The sequence below is a fragment of the Solibacillus cecembensis genome (assembly GCF_050272495.1).
Taxonomy (GTDB): domain Bacteria; phylum Bacillota; class Bacilli; order Bacillales_A; family Planococcaceae; genus Solibacillus; species Solibacillus cecembensis.
This window is the reverse complement of sequence record NZ_JBNNMF010000002.1, coordinates 273,917-294,495: the sequence shown is the minus strand read 5'-3', so window position 1 is coordinate 294,495 and position 20,579 is coordinate 273,917. Positions and strand designations below refer to the sequence as shown.

The window sequence follows — 20,579 nt, the reverse complement described above, 5'->3', positions numbered from 1 at the left end:
CAACTGAATTTAGTTAATTAGCACGTCTGAATTTGGGTTAATGAACGAGGGGAATCTTTATAGCAATATAAAAAAGGGATTTCGCCTATAAAGACAATGCCTATGTGATTCTTTAAGAAAGTATCAACTGAATTTAGTTAATTAGCACGTCTGAATTTGGGTTAATGAACGAGGGGAATCTTTATAGCAATATAAAAAAGGGATTTCGCCTATAAAGACAAAATCCCCTTTTATTATAAGTAAGTCGATATTAGTCATGCTTCACAATAAAAACGTTTCCCTAGAAGGTCCGATTAAATAAAGCTCATGCATAGCACGGGTTAATGCTACATAGAGCAGCTTGCGGTCGATGGCATGGTCAAAATACGGTGTTTCAAAGGCAAGAACGATTACCGCATCAAACTCCAAACCTTTCGCTAAATGACTTGGTAAAACAAGTAACTTCTCTTGATCAATACCTGATTGATCATTCAGTAATTGTGCAGGAAGCTGTGCATTTTGCAATTGTTTGACGAGGGCTTCGGTTTCTTTTGTTGTCTTACAAATAAGTGCAATGGAGCGGTGACCATTTGCACGAATGCGATCGTATGTGTCTTGAATTGTTTGTACATCAAATGTTTCATGCAAGAGGAATTCAGGTTCCTTGCCGTGACGAACAACCGGCTCTACAAGTGGGAGGTCCTCATCCATTTGCGCCAAAATTTGATTGGCCAGAGCCATAATTTCAATCGTTGTTCGGTAGCTTTTTTGTAGTGTTGCGTACGTCGCGCGTGGGAATAACTCAAGCACTGGCGCCCACTCAGTTAATGCGCGGTAGCTATGAATCCCTTGGGCGAGGTCACCAACCATTGTGAACATATCGGTTTCAAGCCCGACTTTCAGTGCAGCTAGCTGAAACAAACTATAATCCTGTACTTCGTCGATAAAGACAACACGCATTTTCCACTTGTCATCAATACCTTTCATTTTGGCATGTAAATAAAGAAGTGCCGCTAAATCTTCCACGACCCATTGCTCCTTCTGATGAGCTTGTACAAATTGTTCGACCTCTTCCAATGTCCATTCAGGTGCCAATTCATTTAATAATGTTCGGTTCGTTAGGATATCACGATACATTGGCTTTATTTTCGCCTTTTGGAACTTTTTCATATAAAGAGAAGCAGTCGTTTTTGCTTCCTGTTTAATTTTTGGAATGCGCTCATCACGCTCATCGATAAATTTCGTGACGATTCGGCGACGATTTTCATCATCACGGATACCGTTGAGTGCACGTCCAATCGCCTCTTCATAGCGTCCATTTAATGTCGTGAAAACCGCTGTTGATTTTCGTTTCACCTCAGTTTGAATGACCTTTTTAATACGTTCAAGGCGTTTTTCAATCGGCATATATTGAAATTCGATTAAAAACAACTTCTTTATATAGCTACCTTGCATAATTCGATATTTTTCGATAAATACATCGTCGAATAAATCGGCAAGTTGCTGTTCATAGCGTTGCAAAAAACGGTCCATTATATGTTGGTAAAGCTTGCTTCCTTTTTCTTTTGAAATAATAAAAGTGTCCAGACTTTCAGATTGGCTAGCAATAATTTTTTCGAGCTGCTCATTTGGGTTTTGTAGCTTTAATTTAATGCCCGTTGCATTTTGTACATATTCGGCATAGGTTGTTTGGCAAATTTTATCGACACCAAGCTCTGGTAAAACATCGCCAATATAGTCGATGAATAGCTGGTTTGGCGCCAAAATCATCAGTTGTTCAGGTTTAAAATGCTCGCCCATCGTATATAAAAAATACGAAATTCGGTGAAGTGCAATCGTCGTTTTTCCGGAACCGGCAGCCCCTTGTACGAGAATGGGCTGACGTAAATGGGCACGTATAATTTCATTTTGTTCTTTTTGAATCGTTGAAACGATTTCTGTTAGGCGGACATCCGCTTTTCCTTCAAGCGCTTCTTGCAACAGCTCGTCATTCGTTGTTAAATCCACATCACGGAAATTGAGTAGCTGGCTATGCTCAATTTTATATTGGCGCTTCGAAAATAAATGTCCGCTAAGTTCTTCATCGTGCACATCGTATGTTAAATCACCGAGCCGTCCATCATAATAGACGTTTGCAACAGGGGAACGCCAATCGACAATGATCGGTTCATGTGTGTCGCTATGGAACAAAGACGTTTTTCCGATATAAAGAAATTCCTCATCTTCGCCGTCACGTTGGAAATGGATACGGGCAAAATAAGGCTTTTGGCGAACAGCTTCCAGTCCTTCTTTTTGATTACGAGCCATTTCAAAAAAGCGCGTGTTCGTCAAAATATTTAAGAAGCTATCACTGGAATCAATGTATTCTAAGTTGGCCATTGCTGAGCGGATATTGTCCTGCGCGGCTTGAAGATTTTGTTTGGAACTTTGCAAAATATAGTCCATATAATGCACTGTATCAGCAAGGCGTTGTTGTTCTTGTTTTAAATCAGGATGTTCCATGGTCATTCCTCCTATCATGAAAAAATGTTAATTTTGGTCTTTTGGTAAATAAAGTTATCTGAAGTTATGGTTAACTATAAGCAGTGGAATTAACAGCGGTTACAATTCGTCAAATAACGAGTTGTAACCGCTGTTTTTGAAACATATTTATTACCACTTCGCAGCATGTTCTTCGATACAACCGAGCATTTGCTGAATATGCAGTATTTCGCCATTTGATAGTGTAACTCGCCCATCATAATAGCCCATCATTTGGTGAACTTCAGAGCGGACGAGTTTGGCATTTGTTAAGGCTACACGTTCAAAGAAGGGGGTAAAAGTAAGTTGAACAGTATCGCTAAATTTTGATGTTACATGCCAAGGTTTCATAAAGTTTGTTCGATCATAGTCAAAAATGACATCTTCATGTATTTTCGTCATAATCCCATCAACGAACACAGCATTCTCAGTCATTCCGGTGCCATCCGTCCATTGACCGCCGAAATTTAAACCAATTCGTCGTTCACGAATGCGCTGTGAAGCCATGCCCCAATTCCAAGTCGCCTGTCGTGGCCAAACACCGCGCCCGTAATCTAATACAGCAAAGCTTTCTTCTGGGGTGAATGTAAAACGTTTGTCCCCAATTTTGACAATGCCTGAAGTCGGTAAAGTGTGATGCTTTGCGGTAAATTGGAAAGTTTGGCGATTCCATGGGATGACTACATTTAATGATTCATCATTTTTCGGGTGTTGAATCGTTAATTCCGCATGTAACTGTTCGCCGTCAAAATTCGCTGAAGTAACGGTTAAGTGCGTATCGCCATTGAAATATGTAAGTTGAATCGACATTTCATTGTTAGCAAAATTTACGGTTTCAAGTACTTGTGTGGGCATTTTTATTTTTGTGCCAAGTGGAATCGTTATCGTTTTTTCGAAATAACGTTGTGTTTCATATTCAAGGAAATAGACGAAGCAAACCGCAGCGTAATCCAAATGGCTAATCGTTGCAGAAAATAAAATATCTTCACCATATACGCACCAATAATTCCATTTCTTCTTCCGCATAAAATGACCAGATAGATTACAATCGATAATCGGCTTACGTGCAAATCCGATTGCTGCGGGATTTAAATTCCCTTTTTTATCACAAAGTGTCGTTGGTTGCAAAATTTCCTTTTCTGCATGTTGCTTCATCATCATTCCCCCCAAAATCAATCGACTAAGCCTTAGCGTAATGTAGTCCAATTCCCCCAGGCATCCTCAAAAAGAGCCACTTAAAAATCTATGACATCCGCTAAAGCAAGTTAATACATAGTTAAAAATATTGTAGCAGACATTTTAGAAAATAGTGTAAATTCACTCTGTAACTTATGACGAAATACCGAAATAATGTGGAATTCTTATGTCGAACATGTCGTGACCAGCATAAGTACATAATCCAAAAATATTCGACATATGATGACATAAAAGAAAATAAAAAGGAGAAAATAATATCGCTATTTATTATAATCGATTAGCGGCAGTTGCTTATGCGCAGCGTTGGTGGAATGATAATAATCCGCAATTTCCTGTTTTTCAGGATGATTGTACGAACTATATTTCGCAATGTTTATTTGCAGGGAACGCGCCGATGAGGGGGGCACCGCCAAATCGTGAAGTGGGCTGGTGGATGCTTGGTTTAAATGAGCGTTGGAGTTTTAGTTGGTCTGTTTCGCATTCGCTTCGCTGGTACTTGGAAACGTCCAAGCAAGGATTGACTGCCAAGCAAACGAATGCAGCGTCTGATTTAAACCTGGGTGATGTCATTTTTTACGATTTTCAAGGGAATGGTCGCATTGATCATAGTACAATTGTGACGAGTATAGTCGATGGTGTTCCCTATGTAAATGCCCATTCTTCAAACAGTGCAAATCGACTTTACACGTATGAAACATCGACAGCTTACACACCACAAATGCGCTATTATTTTTATAAAATTGCCGATGTTTTCAACTAGTGATTGATATATTAAAAGAAACCCAATTATGTTATGGTGGAACTAATGAACGAAGGAGGATTTGAAATGACACTATCAGTAAAAGAAGCAATTTTACAACGCCGCTCGATTAAAAAATTCAACGGTACACTTGTTGAGAAAGAAACGGTTTTAGAAATTTTAGATGACGCGAAATGGGCACCGAATCACGGAAGTCGTGAGCCGTGGCGTGTCGTAATGGGCGCTGGGGATCAGTTACCATACGTATTGGAATTATTACGCGATTTAGCCGTTCCAAAATGGCAGGAGCTTTCAGAAGAGGCACTTGCTACACAGATGCAAAAATTTACGCTAGCAGGTGCTTATGCATTTATGTTAGTGAAAGAAGATATGCGTCAAAAAGAACGATTAGAAGATTATGCTGCGGCATCATGCTTCTTGCAAAATGCACAGCTATTAGCTTTGGAAAAAGGCATCGGCACTTGCTGGAAAACACCAGGCTTTTTAGATAATCCAAAATTCCGTGAAGCATTAAACGCGCAACCGAATGAGCGTGTCATTGCGATGCTTCAATTTGGTCATTATGATGAAGCACCAAAAGCAAAAGAGCGAAAAGCGGTAACGGAATTCGTTAGCGATTTTGGCGCGTAAAGGCCAATAAGATAAAGGCGGATGCCATTTTGCATGTCAGTTGACTGCAAGGGGCATTCGTTTTTTTCATCGTTGTTCAGTATGTGTTATTCTAAATAAGTTGTGTCCATATGACGATAGTTAACTGACTGGCAACGTACGAGTCATAGATGGATAACAATAAAGTAAAAGAGATAAGGGAGTAGCTATGCGATACAAAAGTTTAAAAACAAGACTCATTGTAATTTTATTATTAGTAGGAATTATTCCAGTGATGGTTACAGGAACTTATAATTTTATAATCTCTTCTAATAGCTATCAAAATGTTCAAAATGAAACACAAGAGCAGATTGAACATGCGGTAGCGCAGCATCTTGATAAAGTAACAAATGATTTGAAATACATAGCAGAACTGTATGCACAGGATATACGTGTGCAGCATTTATTAACGGAAACAAATCGAGGAACTCTGGAAACGGAAGGAAAAGCATTATTTGAGAGCTTGCAAAAAGAACATCAGATAACGGTTTTAGAGTTTGGTGATGTACAGGGTAATGTTTATTTGCGGGGACATAATGTTTCAAAATATGGTGATAGTAAAGCAGATGTAATGGCTATTCAACAAGCATTAAAGGGACAGACAATTAGTGGATTTGAATATGGTTCAAGTGGGCTATCTGTTCGGGCATTTGCGCCGATTAAACAAGAAGGCAAAGTAATTGGGACGTTACAAATAGGGCTTGGTAATGAATTTCTAACGGACTTCCAAGCACTATTCCCAAGCACAGAAGTTGATTTAATTAATGCAACAGGTGAAATTGTTCGATCTACACATACTGACCGTATTGGAGAGCAAATAGTAAATGACTATTTTGCACAAGCGATGGCAGGGGAACAAACACGATTTACAGATTTGAAACAACTAAAAATTGAAAGTTACTTGCCTATTCAAGATCCAACAGGTACAGCGGTTGTGAGTACGCTGTTATTAGTACAAGATATTACAACAACTCAGAATGCGATAAGCCAAATGAAAATGACGAATGGCATTGCTTTACTCATTACGATTTTTGCAGCGATTGCAGTGGCACTATTTTATAGTCGTACATTAACAGTTCCGATTATTAAAACGACGCAGATGATGCATACATTAAGTAGTGGTGATTTAACGAGTCGAATTGCGGATAATAATCGACGTGATGAAATTGGCAAACTGATGACGGATATGAAGAAGATGCAGGAACATTTACACAAAACAATTTCAGAAATAGCACAAGCTTCTACGACTGTAACGACAAAAAGTACGGTACTTTCACAGTCGGCCAAGGAAGTTTCGCAAGGCTCTGAGGCGATTGCTGAAACGATGGAATACCTATCAAAAGGTGTGGATAAGCAAACGGTTGAGGTTTCGGAAATATCGGGAATTATGGTCGAGTTTTCGCGCAAATTAGCAGAATCCACAGCTCAAGGGAATCAGTTAAATACGACGTCAGAAAATGTACTTACTTTATCAGAAGATGGTGCAAAGTTGATGAATACTTCAAATGAGCAAATGCAAGAAATTCATCAAGTAATGAAGGAATCCATGGGGAAAATGGTGCAGCTTGATCAGCAGGCAGTACAAATTTCATCCTTTGTTTCCATTATTGAAGAAGTTGCCAACCAAACGAATTTATTGGCACTGAATGCGTCGATTGAAGCAGCACGCGCGGGCGAACATGGTAAAGGCTTTGCAGTTGTAGCGGATGAAGTTCGGAAGTTAGCGGAGCAAGTTGGTCATTCGGTTACGGAAATTACATCGATTGTGTCAGCAATTCAGCATGATTCAAAAGAAGTGAGCGCATCATTACAGCGCGGATATGGTCAAGTTGTTACAGGTTCAGAGCAACTTGAAATAACGGCAAATACGTTTAATGAAATCCAAAATTCCGTATCACAAATGGCGCAATTTATTACGATGATGATTCACAACCTTCAAGAAATGAGTCATGAAGGGCATGAAATTAATGACGCTATGCAGGAAATTACCGCACTTACAGAAGAAACAGCAGCAAGTGTGGAAGAAACGACAGCGACGGTCATTCAAACAAGTGCAACAATGGGCGGAGTTGCTACGGCAACAGAGCAATTATCCGATTTAGCAGAGCAATTGAACCGTGTTGTGAAGGATTATAAAATTTAAACGAAGTGACTCCCACAGTATTTTAAAATACTGTGGTTTTTTTCTATTGGCTGCAAAAAGATAAGTGCCTGTTATTTTTATGAGAATTGTCTTTTTTATTCCCGCGTTTCATATAATGAATTGTTCTTTTATTATGAAGAAAAAGGAATTCAACTCATGGATAATCACTATTAAAAAGTTTCATTCCCGCTATTTTGGGAAAAGGAAAGTATCGAAAACATTGGAGGGATTCATATGTCTGAAAATGAAGTGAAACGCTCTATTGATGTTGCACATTCTAAAAGTGAAATGCTCGAAAAACTCCAGAAATTGCGTACACCAGGTTTAGCAAGGCAAAACACCATTTATATTTTGACAAATGAAGTAAATGAATTCCATGCATTAGCACGGGATGCACAAATTCAAATTGTCACAACACACGGCATCCGCAACCACTTAAAAGCATTGTTTACAAAAGAAACAGCAATTGAAAAAACACTTCACCGGATGCTGTTATCACCTACAGAAAAAAGAGAGTACATGGAAGTGATTAAAAAAGGTGGAATGGTACTAGTGTCGGGTACGGATCCATTTTACGAAAGTGAGTGGACGGGGCATACATTAACAAAATGGATTACGAATCAAAAAAATCCATCAAACTTAATTATTTGGGGGTTAAAAGAAATTCGTCCAGTAGCCTTCAATCCACAACGAGTAATCCGCATGCCAGATATGGCGGTTGCAGGTGAATTTGGAATGGCGGATGAGGTGGAACCTGATGAAATTCCGTTACAGGATGATCAGCGTTATATTCGTGATCCGAAGACAGGGGAACTAGGGATTTATCAAGCACCGCATAAAGACGGACGCGCTTCGTAAAAAAAGCAAAAATGACATTTTGACTGAGAGTCGAAATGTCGTTTTTTGTGTGTTAATCAAACTTAAAAATAGAGGGTATTTTATATTTTTGTGGAACTTAGTGGTTAGTTAAAAAGCTAGGAAGCTGTATAAAAAAGGGTCAAAGGGGAGGCGCGAAAAGATGGGGAAAGTTGTAGCATCTGTTCAAAAAGCGATTCATGATATTGAAAACGGCGCAACGATATTAGTAGGGGGGTTCGGACTTTGTGGCATTCCTGAAAACTTAATTGCTGCTGTCCATGAAAAAGGGGTTAATCAATTAACAGTAGTGAGTAACAACTGTGGAGTAGATGATTTTGGTTTAGGGGTTTTACTTCCGAATAGACAAATTAAAAAGATGGTTGCTTCCTATGTAGGGGAGAATAAATTATTTGAACAGCAATTTTTAAATGGTGAGCTGGAAGTCGAGTTAACACCGCAAGGAACACTTGCTGAACGAATTCGTGCGGGTGGCGCGGGTATTCCAGGCTTCTATACGGCAACTGGCGTAGGAACAGCGATTGCAGATGGCAAAGAAGAGAAGGCATTTGAAGGTAAAACGTATATTTTAGAGCGTGCAATTACAGGGGATTTTGCACTTGTAAAGGCATGGAAGGCAGACCGCTCTGGCAATCTTGTTTTCCGTAAAACATCGCGTAACTTCAATCCACTTGTAGCAACAGCTGGTAAAGTGACAATTGTAGAAGTGGAAGAACTGGTCGAGGTAGGCGAGCTTGAGCCAGATGAAATTCATTTGCCAGGTATTTATGTACAGCGTATTGTTCATAGTCAATCATATGAAAAGCGTATTGAACGTCGCATCGTAAGGGAGGAAGCATGATGGATACTCGTCTAACAATTATACGCCGTGCTGTAAAAGAAATTGAGGACGGTATGTATGTCAATTTAGGAATTGGGATGCCAACGTTAATAGCCAATGAAATTCCTGCACAATACGATGTCATGCTGCAATCCGAAAATGGGATGCTAGGAATTGGACCTTACCCGACAGAAGATGAAGTCGATGCAGATCTTATTAATGCCGGAAAAGAAACGGTAACAGCGCGAGCAGGAGCAGCCTATTTTGATAGTGCAGAAAGTTTTGCCATGATCCGTGGTGGTCATATAGATGTGGCCATTTTAGGAGGCATGGAAGTATCTGAAACAGGTGACCTCGCGAACTGGATGATCCCAGGGAAAGTTGTCAAAGGTATGGGTGGTGCAATGGATTTAGTCGTTGGTGCGAAAAAAGTGATCGTTATTATGGAGCACACGAATAAATACGGTGAATCTAAAGTAAAGCCTGCCTGCACATTGCCATTGACAGGAAAAGGCGTCGTCCATCGCCTTATTACAGATTTAGCCGTGTTTGATTTTAAAGATAGACGTATGCAGTTAGTGGAATTACAGGATGGCGTGACACTCGAGGAAGTTCAAGCGAAAACCGAAGCGCAGTTTGAAAATAAACTTTAAAAAATAGCCGTAACCTAACGTCATGTAGTATGGACGTTTAGGTGCGGTTATTTATTATAATTTTAACGGTCAAAAACAAGCGGGATTGTATATTACGCTTGTTTTATTTGCTTTTAAATGGATGCTAAAGACTCTCATTTAATGTTCTTTAGGAATAGCTTTATGCCCGTTATAAAAATTCCCAGTGTCGATATAAATTGGTTTAAAGGTGAATAAAATATTTCGAAAACTGCGAATTAACTAACATGGATAGATTCATAAGTATAGCGTTAAATAGTGAGTTTTAACTTGTTTCCGTTGTGATTGGATATGTATTAACTTGTATTAAAATTCACCTGTATACAGGTTCACTTACAAACTACAGTGTAGTTGTATTTAAAAGTTCGCTCAATTACTTTGCTAATATAGGGTGTTATAGGATTTGTAATTAAAGGATTTCTACATGCATAAAATGGGTATCAAAAGTTATCAAGAAGTGAAATGTCCGCGGGAAAAGTATATACGATGAAAAATGTAGTTGTATAGGCTTACCAATTGTAAAAATATGATTAAATGCACTAATACTTCCTTGTGTGAAGTGAGAATAATAGAAGCTCTTTTCTATGCTAAATAATAAGGAAGACGAACATTTAGTTCTATTTATTGAGAAATTTAATCTAGCTTTTCAGAATAATTAATTCTTGCATAATTATGCAATAGAGATTAGAATGAGATAACACTAAGTTGTGGTTTAGAGGGAAACTTTAAATCGCAAGAAATATTAAAAAAGCATTGCGAGGTACTATAAAATGTCGGATTGGTTAGATTTATACAAGGAAATGGGCGACTATTTAGCGCCAAGTATGGCAAAGGATCACCCAAACCTTCCAGTGGTTAAAGAAGAAGGATGTTACTATTACGGGGCAGATGGTCGTAAATACTTAGATTTCACTTCAGGAATTGCTGTTACAAATACAGGTCACCGTCATCCGAAAATTGTACAAAGTATTAAGGCGGCAGCGGATCAGTTAGTACATGGACCATCAGGCGTGATTATGTACGAATCAATTTTAAAATTATCAGAGCAGCTAGGTGAAGTGTTGCCTGGTGATTTAGGGTGTTTCTTCTTCGCCAATAGTGGAACAGAAGCGATCGAGGGCTCATTAAAATTAGCAAAATTTGTTACGGAACGACCATATGTGATTTCATTTACAGGCTGTTTCCACGGTCGTTCAATGGGGGCACTTGGTGTAACAACATCAAAAAGTAAATACCGAAAATTTTTACAACCATCACATCTTTCATATCAAATTCCGTATGCTGATGTAAAAGGCGTACCAACCGGTGAAGATATTGATACATACTGTGTAGCGCAGCTTGAAAAAGATTTTAAAAAGTTATTCAAACATCAAGTAACACCAGAAGAAGTAGCGGCTGTTATTTTAGAGCCAATACTTGGCGAAGGTGGCTACATCATTCCACCAAAAGCATGGGTGAAAAAGATTCGTGAAATTTGTGATGAACACGGAATTTTATTAATTTTTGATGAGGTTCAAACGGGCTTCGGTCGAACTGGTGAATGGTTCGCTGCGCAATACTTCGATGTGACGCCAGACATTATGGCAATTGCAAAAGGGATTGCATCAGGCTTACCGCTTAGTGCAACCGTTGCTTCAAAAGAATTAATGAAAAAATGGCCAATCGGTTCACATGGTACGACTTTTGGAGGGAATCCAATTGCGTGTTCTGTTGCATTGACAACGTTAGAAGTTTTACACGAGGAAAATTTAGTTGAAAATTCTCGTGTAGTGGGAGCTTATGCCCGCGAACAGCTTCTTAAAATGAAAGAAAAATACAGTATCATTAGCGATGTGCGTTCAGCAGGTTTAATGATCGGCATTGAGCTGTCAAATCCGGAAACGGGTGAAGTAGATGGTAAAGCAGTAGGACAAATATTAGATTACGCGCTTGAAGAAGGCGTACTATTCTACCTATGTGGGAATGAGGGCGAAGTGATTCGAATGATTCCACCACTTACAATTACAAAAGAACAAATTGACGATGGCTTACAAATGTTAGAAAGAGCAATCCAGCGTTACTTACAACATTAATAGGAGATGGAAAATATGAATAAAAAATGGTTATTAGCATTACTTATGACATTGGTTGTCACAGTACTTGCAGCGTGCGGCGCATCTGATAAAAAAGATACAACATCAGGTAGTGAAGGTCCGACAGATACAAATACAGAAGATAAAAAAGTTTTAGTAATGGGTACATCTGCTGACTACGCACCATTTGAGTATGTAGAAACAGCGACAAGTGATGAAATTATTGGTTTCGATATCGACCTTGCAAAGACTATCGGTGAAAAATTAGGCTATGAAATTAAAGTAGAAAACATGGATTTCAACAGCTTAATCACAGCATTACAAGCGAAAAAATTCGACATCGTACTTTCTGGTATGACACCAACACCTGAACGTGAAGAAGTAGTAGATTTCTCAATCCCATATTATGAAACAGAACAATATTTAATATTTGATAAAGAAAAAAATTATAAAGAGCTTGCAGACGTAAAAGGTGGTCTAGTTGGCGCTCAAGTTTCTTCAATTCAAGAAGATTTAGCAAAAGAATTTGCTGAAGAACATGGTTTCAAAGTAGAAAGCCGTAACCTAATCCCTGAGCTAGTACAAGAATTAAAAACAGGTCGTTTTGATGCAGCTGTTATCGAAAACATCGTTGCTGAAAACTACTTAGCAAACAATGATGATTTAGCAGCATTCCCTATCGAAGTGGAAGAGCCAGATTTCAAAGCAGCAGTGTTCCAAGAGGGTAGTCCACTTAAAGCTGAATTCGATAAAGTGATCGAAGAATTAGTAGCGGATGGCACAATTGATGAACTGAAAGCAAAATGGTTTGTTGTAGAATAAATATCATTGGGGCGTCATTCAGCGAATAAGCTGGGTGACGTTTCTAACTTTTTTAGGAGAGTAAGTAAATAAGAAATTCAGAGAAAGGAGGGCTACGATGTTCAACTTTGAAAAAATCGTGCCCTCTATTCCTTATATTTTAGAAGGAATAGGCGTTACACTACAGATCGTTGTTGGAGCAACAATCTTGGGATTAATTTTAGGTATACTTTTAGCGCTATGTAAAATTGGGAATATAAAACCATTACGCTGGTTTGCCGCATTTTACACGTCAATTTTCCGTGGGACACCATTAGTATTACAATTAATGCTAATTTACTATGCAGTACCACAAGTATTCGACATTCAAATTCAGGCCATCCCTGCCGCAATCATCGCATTTGGATTAAATTCAGGTGCTTATATTTCTGAAATTATTCGTGCAGGCATAAATGCAGTCGACAAAGGGCAAATGGAAGCCGCAAAAGCACTAGGTATTCCGTATTCTAAAATGATGAAAGACATTATTCTACCGCAAGCAATGAAAAATATATTACCATCGTTAATGAATGAATTCATTACATTAAATAAAGAATCGGCAATCGTAACGGTAATAGGAGCTATGGATATTATGCGCCGCGCGTACGTAGTTGGTGGTTCAACATTCACATATTTAGAGCCGCTACTAATTGCCGGTTTAATCTATTATGTAATGACATTAGTATTATCATTCCTTGGCCAAATGCTAGAAAAGAGGATGAGACGTAGTGATTAAAATTGATAATCTAAAAAAATCATACGGTAAAAATGAAGTACTTAAAGGTATATCAACAGAAATTAAAGAAAAAGAAGTAATCGCAATCATCGGACCATCAGGCTCGGGTAAATCAACATTTTTACGCTGTATTAACCGTTTAGAAGAACCAACAGCAGGTATCATTTCTATTGGAGGCGTTGAAATTACTGATAAAAACGTGATGAAGATGCGTGAAAATTTAGGGATGGTGTTCCAACACTTCCATCTATTTCCGCACAAAACCGTTTTAGAAAACTTAACGTATGCACCAATTAACGTAAAAGGCGTGACAAAAGAACAAGCAGCGAAGTTAGGCGAAGAGCTATTAACGAAGGTGGGTCTTTTCGAAAAAAGACATGAGTTTCCGAACCGCTTATCAGGCGGACAAAAACAGCGTGTTGCGATTGCGCGTGCACTAGCAATGAATCCAACGGCGATTTTATTCGATGAGCCAACATCAGCGCTCGATCCAGAAATGGTAAAAGAGGTTTTAGAAGTAATGAAATCTCTTGCTGAATCAGGCATGACGATGTTAATTGTTACGCATGAAATGGGCTTCGCAAAAGAAGTAGCAGACCGTGTGCTATTTTTAGACGGGGGCATATTAGTAGAAGACGCACCACCAGAGGAATTCTTCTCAGCGCCAAAATCAGCGCGTGCGAAAGAATTTTTAGAGAAGGTTTTATAAGAATAGTAAGCAACGTACCCGTTTGACTTTGCGGGTGCGTTTTTTTATTTAATCGAAATTATTTGTACTTACTGAGTCAAAGTAGTAGAGGGAAATTACAGAAATAGAAGAAAAGAAAATATATTTAAGTGACGTTGAATTGAGATCGTGCAAAAAAATAAAGAGCGATTTACCATGTGAGAAAACCGTCCACCATGGGTACCAACGCTCTTTAGATAAAAATTAAAAGGTAAAATGAGTAGGCTACTTTACTTCGGATACGTTTGGCACACGCGTCCGACTTGTCCATCTGTTAAGCGGACCTTAATGCCATGCGGATGTGAACTACTATTTGTTAGTAAATCCTTCACTATACCGCGTGTCTTTTTACCTGTTCGTTGATCTTGTTTAAGTACGATGTCGACTTGCAAGCCTGCAAACACATCGCTACGATTTTTCCCGTTCATTATAATCGCTCCTTTTCGTGATTGTTTTAGTAGTATAGCATGGGAGTTTGATTTATTGTATGTAATGCAATTCGTAGTAATATTAAATTGTATAAACAAACTAGAAAACTTCCAAAGCAACTTGACCAATTAATAATAGTAGAATAATAGTTAATAGCCCTTTCGCAAATCGTAAAGGAATTTTTGCTACGATGAGTAAAGCAAGCTGTGTACCAATAATTGATCCAGTAGCTAAAGCAATCGCATAATCCCATTGTAGGAAGCCGGTTTGATAAAAAACGATAAAAGCGCCTAAACAACTACCAAAATTCAACACTCGACTCATCTGTGTTGCTTTAACATATGTAAAGCCTGATTTTAAGAAGTATAAAATACTAAATGAAGAGGAGCCTGGACCAAATCCACCGTCATAAATTCCGATAAAAAAAGAAACAATGGAAATGCGTGCGGGATCTTTACTATCTTCAGTTTGATTTGAAGCTGCGCTATACCATTTATTACTTTTTAGGGAAAGACCTAAAGCAAATAAAAGTAAAAATAACGCAATCGAATTCAGCCAACTTTCAGGTATGGAAGACGTCACGAATGCCCCGATGCCACCGCCAACTATTGAAAACACGATGTATTTCTTGATTACTTCCCATTTCAATTCTCTAGCCTTCAATAAAACAAATAAACTAGATAATGAAGCAATTCCAGATGAAAATTTGTTTGTGGCAATACTAAATTGAATCGGAATGCCAAGAAGCATCATAGCAGGCAATGTAATTAATCCGCCACCACCAGCTAATGTTCCAACAAATGAAGCAACAATGCCAACACTTATTAAAATAAGCAAAAACTCTGTACTAGAAGATGAGCTTATTTGTGTTAATAAAAGAATTCCGATTATCAAAATTATTGCGAGTCTAAGAAAAATCCGCATATCATTTCCCCGATTTCATTATTTCAGAGTAATACTTATCGAATCATAATTCTAATATTCATGAACTTGCTATAACGGCTGCAATTTTATAATAAGAAAGCTCATTCCATTGCAATGAACAACTGTCATCTATGGAACGAGCCTTCCTTCATTTAAAAGCTAAGCATGATGCAGCCCAGCGAATATTCCGTCTTTCTTTAACAATTCCTCATATGTGCCTTGCTCTTCAATGCCATTCGGCGTTACAACGAAAATATAATCTGCATCACGAATCGTTGCTAAACGGTGCGCAATAATAACAGTTGTGCGGTCTTTTGCCAAATCGCTGAGTGACTGCTGAATAATGCGCTCCGTTGCCGTATCAAGGGCAGATGTCGCTTCATCCAATATTAAAATCGGCGGATTCTTCAAGAACATTCGTGCAATAGCAAGACGTTGTTTTTGCCCACCAGATAATTTAAGTCCACGTTCACCAATTTCTGTTTCAAATCCATCCGGCAACTGCTCGATAAATTCAAGTAAATTCGCTTTTTCCGCAGCTTGCAAAATTTCCTCAAAACTTGCTTCGAGATTGCCGTATCCGATGTTTTCACGAACCGTACCCGTAAATAAGAATACATCCTGCTGTACGGTACCTATTTGCTGACGAAGTGATTGTTGAGTAAGGTCACGAATGTCGTTTCCATCAATCGTAATCTCGCCATCCGTCACATCATAGAAGCGGGGAATTAACGCACTAATCGTTGTTTTCCCTGACCCCGATGGTCCAACAAATGCGACTGTTTTCCCAGCAGGCACTTTAAATGACATATCCTTAAGTACTTGCTTACTATCTGCGTAGTTGAAGTTGACGTTTTTAAATTCTATATCGCCATTTAATTGATCCACTGCAAGTGCATTCGGGCGGTCCACAATCGATGGCTCCTGATCAAGTAAATCACAAAAACGTTTAAAGCCCGCCATCCCTTTCGGATACATTTCAAGTAGGGCACTAATTTTATCAATGGGCTTAATTAATACATTCGTATATAGTACGAAACTAACAAATTCCCCGTAAGACAATTGATTTTGATATGATAGCCAAGCTCCGACAACGAGCACTGTCAACGTCATTAAACGTGTCACGATATAAATGCTTGAATGCGTGCCTGCCATTACTTTATACGCATAAAGTTTCGCCTTACGGAACAAGGAATTTTGCGATTTAAAACGCTCTTTTTCAAACTCCTCATTCGTAAATGATTTCACGACGCGAATGCCCGAAAAACTATCCTCAACGCGTCCATTCACGTTGGCAATTTCACTATACATGACTGTCCAACCCTTTTTCATACGCTTATTGCTCATATACATCACAATAATAAGGAAAGGCACCATAATGAGTAGAATGAGCGCCAGTGTCGAATTGATATTGAACATAATCGTAAATGCCCCAATAAAGGTCATCACCGCAATGAACAAATCCTCAGGTCCATGATGTGCGAATTCACCAATATCAAATAAATCATTCGTAATGCGACTCATTAAATGCCCGGTTTTCGTATTGTCAAAAAACGTGAACGGCTGACGTTGCACATGATTGAACAGCTGCTGACGCATATCCGTTTCAATATTCGTCCCCAGTTTATGCCCTAAATAGTTCACGACAAAGTTCAATCCTGTACTAATAATGTACGTAATAAGCAGTAAAATACTAATCTTCACAATCGAGTCCCAATCGTTCGTGGGCAGCAAATCATCGATAAACCATTGCACCGCCATCGGGAATAAAAGGTCTAAAATCGCCACAACAATCGCACTCGAAAAGTCGATGATAAACAAGCGCTTATGCGGTTTGTAGTATGTAAAAAATCTTGTAAGCATATAGTTTCCTTTCTGTATGTATCGCGCAAATCTAAAGTGCAAGATACATGTCATGTAGTTGAGTGGAAAAGTTATTAATTGGATTATAGCATTTTTGGAGCAGGTTTTTCGAGGGGCGAAGGAATGTGAGAGGGAAAATAAAAAACGAATTAGCACGGGGCTAATTCGTTTTTTGTAAATTAAAATAACATCAACTGTTGCGAGTTTTGTTGTTCGCGTTGCTGTAAATAAGTAACCGCCCACTGTGCAATTGGTGTGGCAACCGCTTTTGCGAGCAACACGGGAACGGCATTGCCGATTTGCTTGTACTGTTTATCTACACGGCTATTTTCAGAGGCGTCTAAATTGCCACCATCACTAAATGTAAACCAATCAGGGAATGTTTGAATACGTGCAATTTCTTTCACAGATAATCTACGATGATGCGCCTCGCCATTCGGGAACTGCCATTGATCTGTTCCGATATGCTCCATCGGTAATCCGCCTGGGTGAAGCGGGGCTTGTCGTCCAGAAGCTTGGATTGTAAAACTTTGCTCATCCCATCGTTTTTTTCGATTTCGTGACATGTACATACTTGAGTATGATCCAGTATAGAGGGGACCTGGATAATCTTTTAAGTCTCCAATTGCATCGTTCAATGTGACAAATGGCTGTAAATTGCCACCGTGTGTCGCTTGCGGATAATGATAGTCAAATGCAATATCATTTCGCACACCTACAATAAACACACGCTCTCTTAATTGTGGCACACCATAGTCACGCGAATTAAGTAGCTGATATTGCACTCGATAGCCTGCTGCTGAAAAATCATCCGTAATTTGACGAATTACCTCACCTTTTCCAAGCGTCAGCATGCCTTTTACATTTTCGGCAATAAAGATTGCTGGCTTTGCTTGGGTGATGGCGCGGATGAAGTGGAGATAGAGGAAGTTGCGCTCATCGTCAATTAATCTAGGGCCTCCGACGCTATATCCTGGGCATGGGAACCCACCAATTACTAAGTCCGACTTAGGGAAATTTCTCACTTTGCGAATATCAATCCCATGCTGAAAATGATCGCGTGGAAAGTTCATCGCATAAGATTCGTTCGCTTCATTAAACAAGTCGTTCGTATAAATTGTATGGAAAATACTATTTTCACGTACCGCATCAAACGTATCCCGATTTGCGAAAGCAGCCATTGCAGCATCTTCGCCGATAACTGCAGCTAATCCTGCTAATTCAAAGCCCAAGTCTAAGCCTCCGCAGCCAGAGAATAAAGAAAGTACGTTAACTTTATTTTGTTGATATTGGATATTTGCTAAATAATCAGAGTCTATATTTACATCTGGAATTTTACTGTTTTCTTCAATAATTTTTTGAAGTAATACTTTTTGTACATCTTCAATCTTGTAATCAGAGGCCGGCTTATACTTTGCTCTACCTTTCTGTTCAAGCTTAATTGTTAATTCACTTGTCACGTTCAAAACCTCCTATAACTTTTCTTAGTATAACAAAAGCAGCTTTAAAAGGCCAGTAATTAAATTTGGAAGGAAATTAGGAAAAATTATGGTGAAATGCGATAGAATAGAGATGAATGAGGTGGGAAAATGGGGAAACCAAGTAAGAACGGTAAACAGCATTTATTAAATGTATATGAAGCTTTAAGAAAACAATTGGATTGTGAAAGTAATTCTAATTACAGTGAACCCATTCAAAAAACAGTAAATTATATAATGGGGAAATACCCAAATATTGAAAAGGTCATTATGAAATATGAATTGCCAAATCCTGACGAAGAGCCTGATTTAAAAATTACTATGACAACTGGTGAAGTCATTAAGGTTAATTTATTTTCATTAAAGAGTACTGGTAAAATTCAACCGAAAAATCCTGGCGCGAAAAGCTTCTTAGCTAAATATTTCCGTTCAGGGCATATTCAAGATCAGTTTAATTTGTTTTTAGAACGAGAATATAAATTGTTTTTACAAAGTATTGTGGCAGTAAAAGAAGAGTTAAATGAATATGATTCAGTAACAATTCTAAAAAAGAAAGTAAACCAAATGTATCCTTCTTTTAATAAAGAAATAAATCCATTTCGAACAAGTTTGTTATTTAATTTACGGGAAAAGTTATTTGAACTACTTCAGCAACAGAGTGTTACTTTTGCAGAAGGCTTGTCGGCGGGATATCGCGATCTTATGTTACTGGATAGTACGAATATTATAACACGTTATTTAGATGGGAGTGCCGGTTCTATCGTTGAAGAATGGCAACCCACTGCTCAACTAGACGAGATTCAAATATATAAGAAGGGCAATGACACAGTAGGAATCCGTATGGGACAATCAGCATTAACATTGCGCCTGAAATTTGAAAGTTCGCCGGAATCTTCACTAAAATTGGCAACTAGCTATGATGAATTCCCTTTAGAAAATAAGCGTGAATTAGTAAATAAGAAGTCATTAACAAAATTCCAAAAGTTGCTTAACCATCATCCAGAAACAGTTATAGGTAATGATAAAAATGCAATTGGCAAATGCAATGAAGCGATAATTTACGCGGCATTTATTGAAAATTATCCTCAAATTTATCAAGTAGATAGTCAGGTATATTATACAATGTTTGAAACATATTCGCCAAAAGTAAAAGAAGAAACAGTAACTTATTTAAACGATGCGGCACAAACAGCTGTCACGGAAATTGAACAGTATTTAATTAAGAAACACGGTACTTTTGAAGTTGAAAGCATTCAATTGGTACCACAAAGTTATTTGAAAAACCGTTTAGATACTGCAGATATTCAATTGAGTGTGAAATCCAATGGAAAAACGATTAGTGAGGATTTTTCATTAAAAGCAGCTTCAAAACGAGGAAATTGGATTACGATGAAAAACCCAGGTGCAGGGACAATTCTAGGTCCAACGTTTTTTGGAATTGGTTCACTAACAATTGATACTGATCGTGTTAAAAAGCAATTTGAAGCAGGTACACTCACACATCAAGAGAGTATTAGTGAAATTTCCAAGTCACTAGGAGAGCAGTTAGAGCAAGCACCGCAAGCTAATTTAAAAAAGGGCTTAGAGGCATTGTTAGGAAAAGCGGTGACAGTCGTTACATTTTATAGCGAACAAAGCAGTACGTATTTCGAACACAATCAAATTGATACACAAATTAAAATATCCCCACAAACTCCGACACCCATTAATACATTTGTGGAATGGAATAATGGAGAAGAGTATTTAAAACTACGTGTGAAATTTAGCGGAGGGCAGGCGAAGGGCTGGACTTCTATTAAGTTGGCTTGTGAGTATAAGGTGGAATGAAAAGTTGATGTATTTAGTGTAATTGGATTAAATTTATAAGGATATATCAGCGTATTTTCTGTATTATTA

The 20,579-nt window shown here is 38.4% G+C and carries 17 protein-coding genes; 11 read left to right on the top strand and 6 right to left on the bottom strand.

All coding sequences use genetic code 11. The features are described from left to right. Positions 1 to 261 precede the first annotated feature (261 nt). A complete protein-coding gene (helD, locus tag ACQKIH_RS03140) occupies positions 262 to 2,487 on the bottom strand; it encodes an RNA polymerase recycling motor HelD (RefSeq protein ID WP_427763399.1) in 2,226 nt (741 codons plus the stop codon). A gap of 144 nt (positions 2,488 to 2,631) precedes the next feature. Next, the gene (locus ACQKIH_RS03135) at positions 2,632 to 3,654 is read right to left on the bottom strand and encodes a DUF2804 domain-containing protein (RefSeq protein ID WP_057988009.1); all 1,023 of its coding nucleotides are present in this window, start codon (positions 3,652 to 3,654) and stop codon (positions 2,632 to 2,634) included. 298 nt (positions 3,655 to 3,952) lie between these two features. On the opposite strand from ACQKIH_RS03135, the gene ACQKIH_RS03130 reads away from it, so the two are divergent. From ACQKIH_RS03130 to ACQKIH_RS03085, 10 genes are all read left to right on the top strand, one after another. Beyond that, entirely contained in the window at positions 3,953 to 4,456 is a 504-nt protein-coding gene (locus ACQKIH_RS03130) for an amidase domain-containing protein (protein ID WP_057988007.1), read from the top strand. Between the two features lie 66 nt (positions 4,457 to 4,522). Beyond that, positions 4,523 to 5,086 (top strand): nitroreductase family protein, encoded by a 564-nt coding sequence (locus ACQKIH_RS03125; RefSeq protein ID WP_427763397.1) that lies wholly within the window; start codon positions 4,523 to 4,525, stop codon positions 5,084 to 5,086. 187 nt (positions 5,087 to 5,273) lie between these two features. Then, positions 5,274 to 7,247, top strand: a complete 1,974-nt coding sequence (locus tag ACQKIH_RS03120) for a methyl-accepting chemotaxis protein (RefSeq protein WP_427763395.1) — start codon at positions 5,274 to 5,276, stop codon at positions 7,245 to 7,247. A 234-nt stretch (positions 7,248 to 7,481) separates the two neighbouring features. Beyond that, positions 7,482 to 8,105 carry a general stress protein gene (locus ACQKIH_RS03115; protein ID WP_057988001.1) on the top strand — a complete coding sequence of 208 codons (624 nt, stop codon included), beginning with the start codon at positions 7,482 to 7,484 and terminating at the stop codon, positions 8,103 to 8,105. A gap of 160 nt (positions 8,106 to 8,265) precedes the next feature. Continuing rightward, complete coding sequence (locus ACQKIH_RS03110; RefSeq protein WP_427763393.1) at positions 8,266 to 8,964, top strand: CoA transferase subunit A; 699 nt, start codon at positions 8,266 to 8,268, stop codon at positions 8,962 to 8,964. Next, complete coding sequence (locus tag ACQKIH_RS03105) at positions 8,964 to 9,596, top strand: 3-oxoacid CoA-transferase subunit B (protein ID WP_427763392.1); 633 nt, start codon at positions 8,964 to 8,966, stop codon at positions 9,594 to 9,596. Before ACQKIH_RS03110 ends, ACQKIH_RS03105 begins: the two co-directional genes overlap by 1 nt. Before the next feature lie 788 nt (positions 9,597 to 10,384). Next, complete coding sequence (locus ACQKIH_RS03100) at positions 10,385 to 11,686, top strand: aspartate aminotransferase family protein (protein WP_427763390.1); 1,302 nt, start codon at positions 10,385 to 10,387, stop codon at positions 11,684 to 11,686. Between the two features lie 15 nt (positions 11,687 to 11,701). Further along, entirely contained in the window at positions 11,702 to 12,508 is an 807-nt protein-coding gene (locus tag ACQKIH_RS03095) for a transporter substrate-binding domain-containing protein (protein ID WP_427763389.1), read from the top strand. A gap of 97 nt (positions 12,509 to 12,605) precedes the next feature. Continuing rightward, positions 12,606 to 13,262, top strand: a complete 657-nt coding sequence (locus ACQKIH_RS03090) for an amino acid ABC transporter permease (RefSeq protein WP_057987991.1) — start codon at positions 12,606 to 12,608, stop codon at positions 13,260 to 13,262. Then, complete coding sequence (locus tag ACQKIH_RS03085; protein WP_427763387.1) at positions 13,255 to 13,971, top strand: amino acid ABC transporter ATP-binding protein; 717 nt, start codon at positions 13,255 to 13,257, stop codon at positions 13,969 to 13,971. The genes ACQKIH_RS03090 and ACQKIH_RS03085 overlap by 8 nt, the downstream gene beginning before the upstream one ends. Positions 13,972 to 14,219: 248 nt before the next feature. Here ACQKIH_RS03085 and ACQKIH_RS03080 read toward each other — a convergent pair whose 3' ends face one another. The 4 genes from ACQKIH_RS03080 to ACQKIH_RS03065 all read right to left on the bottom strand — a co-directional run bounded on the left by ACQKIH_RS03080 (position 14,220) and on the right by ACQKIH_RS03065 (position 18,665). Continuing rightward, positions 14,220 to 14,417: a YwbE family protein gene (locus ACQKIH_RS03080; protein WP_057987987.1), complete on the bottom strand. Its 198-nt coding sequence runs from the start codon at positions 14,415 to 14,417 to the stop codon at positions 14,220 to 14,222. 100 nt (positions 14,418 to 14,517) lie between these two features. Continuing rightward, complete coding sequence (locus ACQKIH_RS03075; protein WP_427763386.1) at positions 14,518 to 15,312, bottom strand: sulfite exporter TauE/SafE family protein; 795 nt, start codon at positions 15,310 to 15,312, stop codon at positions 14,518 to 14,520. A gap of 189 nt (positions 15,313 to 15,501) precedes the next feature. Next, positions 15,502 to 17,205: an ABC transporter ATP-binding protein gene (locus ACQKIH_RS03070; protein ID WP_427763384.1), complete on the bottom strand. Its 1,704-nt coding sequence runs from the start codon at positions 17,203 to 17,205 to the stop codon at positions 15,502 to 15,504. A gap of 179 nt (positions 17,206 to 17,384) precedes the next feature. Beyond that, positions 17,385 to 18,665, bottom strand: a complete 1,281-nt coding sequence (locus tag ACQKIH_RS03065; RefSeq protein ID WP_427763383.1) for a DNA cytosine methyltransferase — start codon at positions 18,663 to 18,665, stop codon at positions 17,385 to 17,387. 129 nt (positions 18,666 to 18,794) lie between these two features. Here ACQKIH_RS03065 and ACQKIH_RS03060 point away from each other — a divergent pair, with 129 nt between their 5' ends. Further along, complete coding sequence (locus tag ACQKIH_RS03060; RefSeq protein ID WP_427763381.1) at positions 18,795 to 20,510, top strand: hypothetical protein; 1,716 nt, start codon at positions 18,795 to 18,797, stop codon at positions 20,508 to 20,510. Positions 20,511 to 20,579 lie beyond the last annotated feature (69 nt).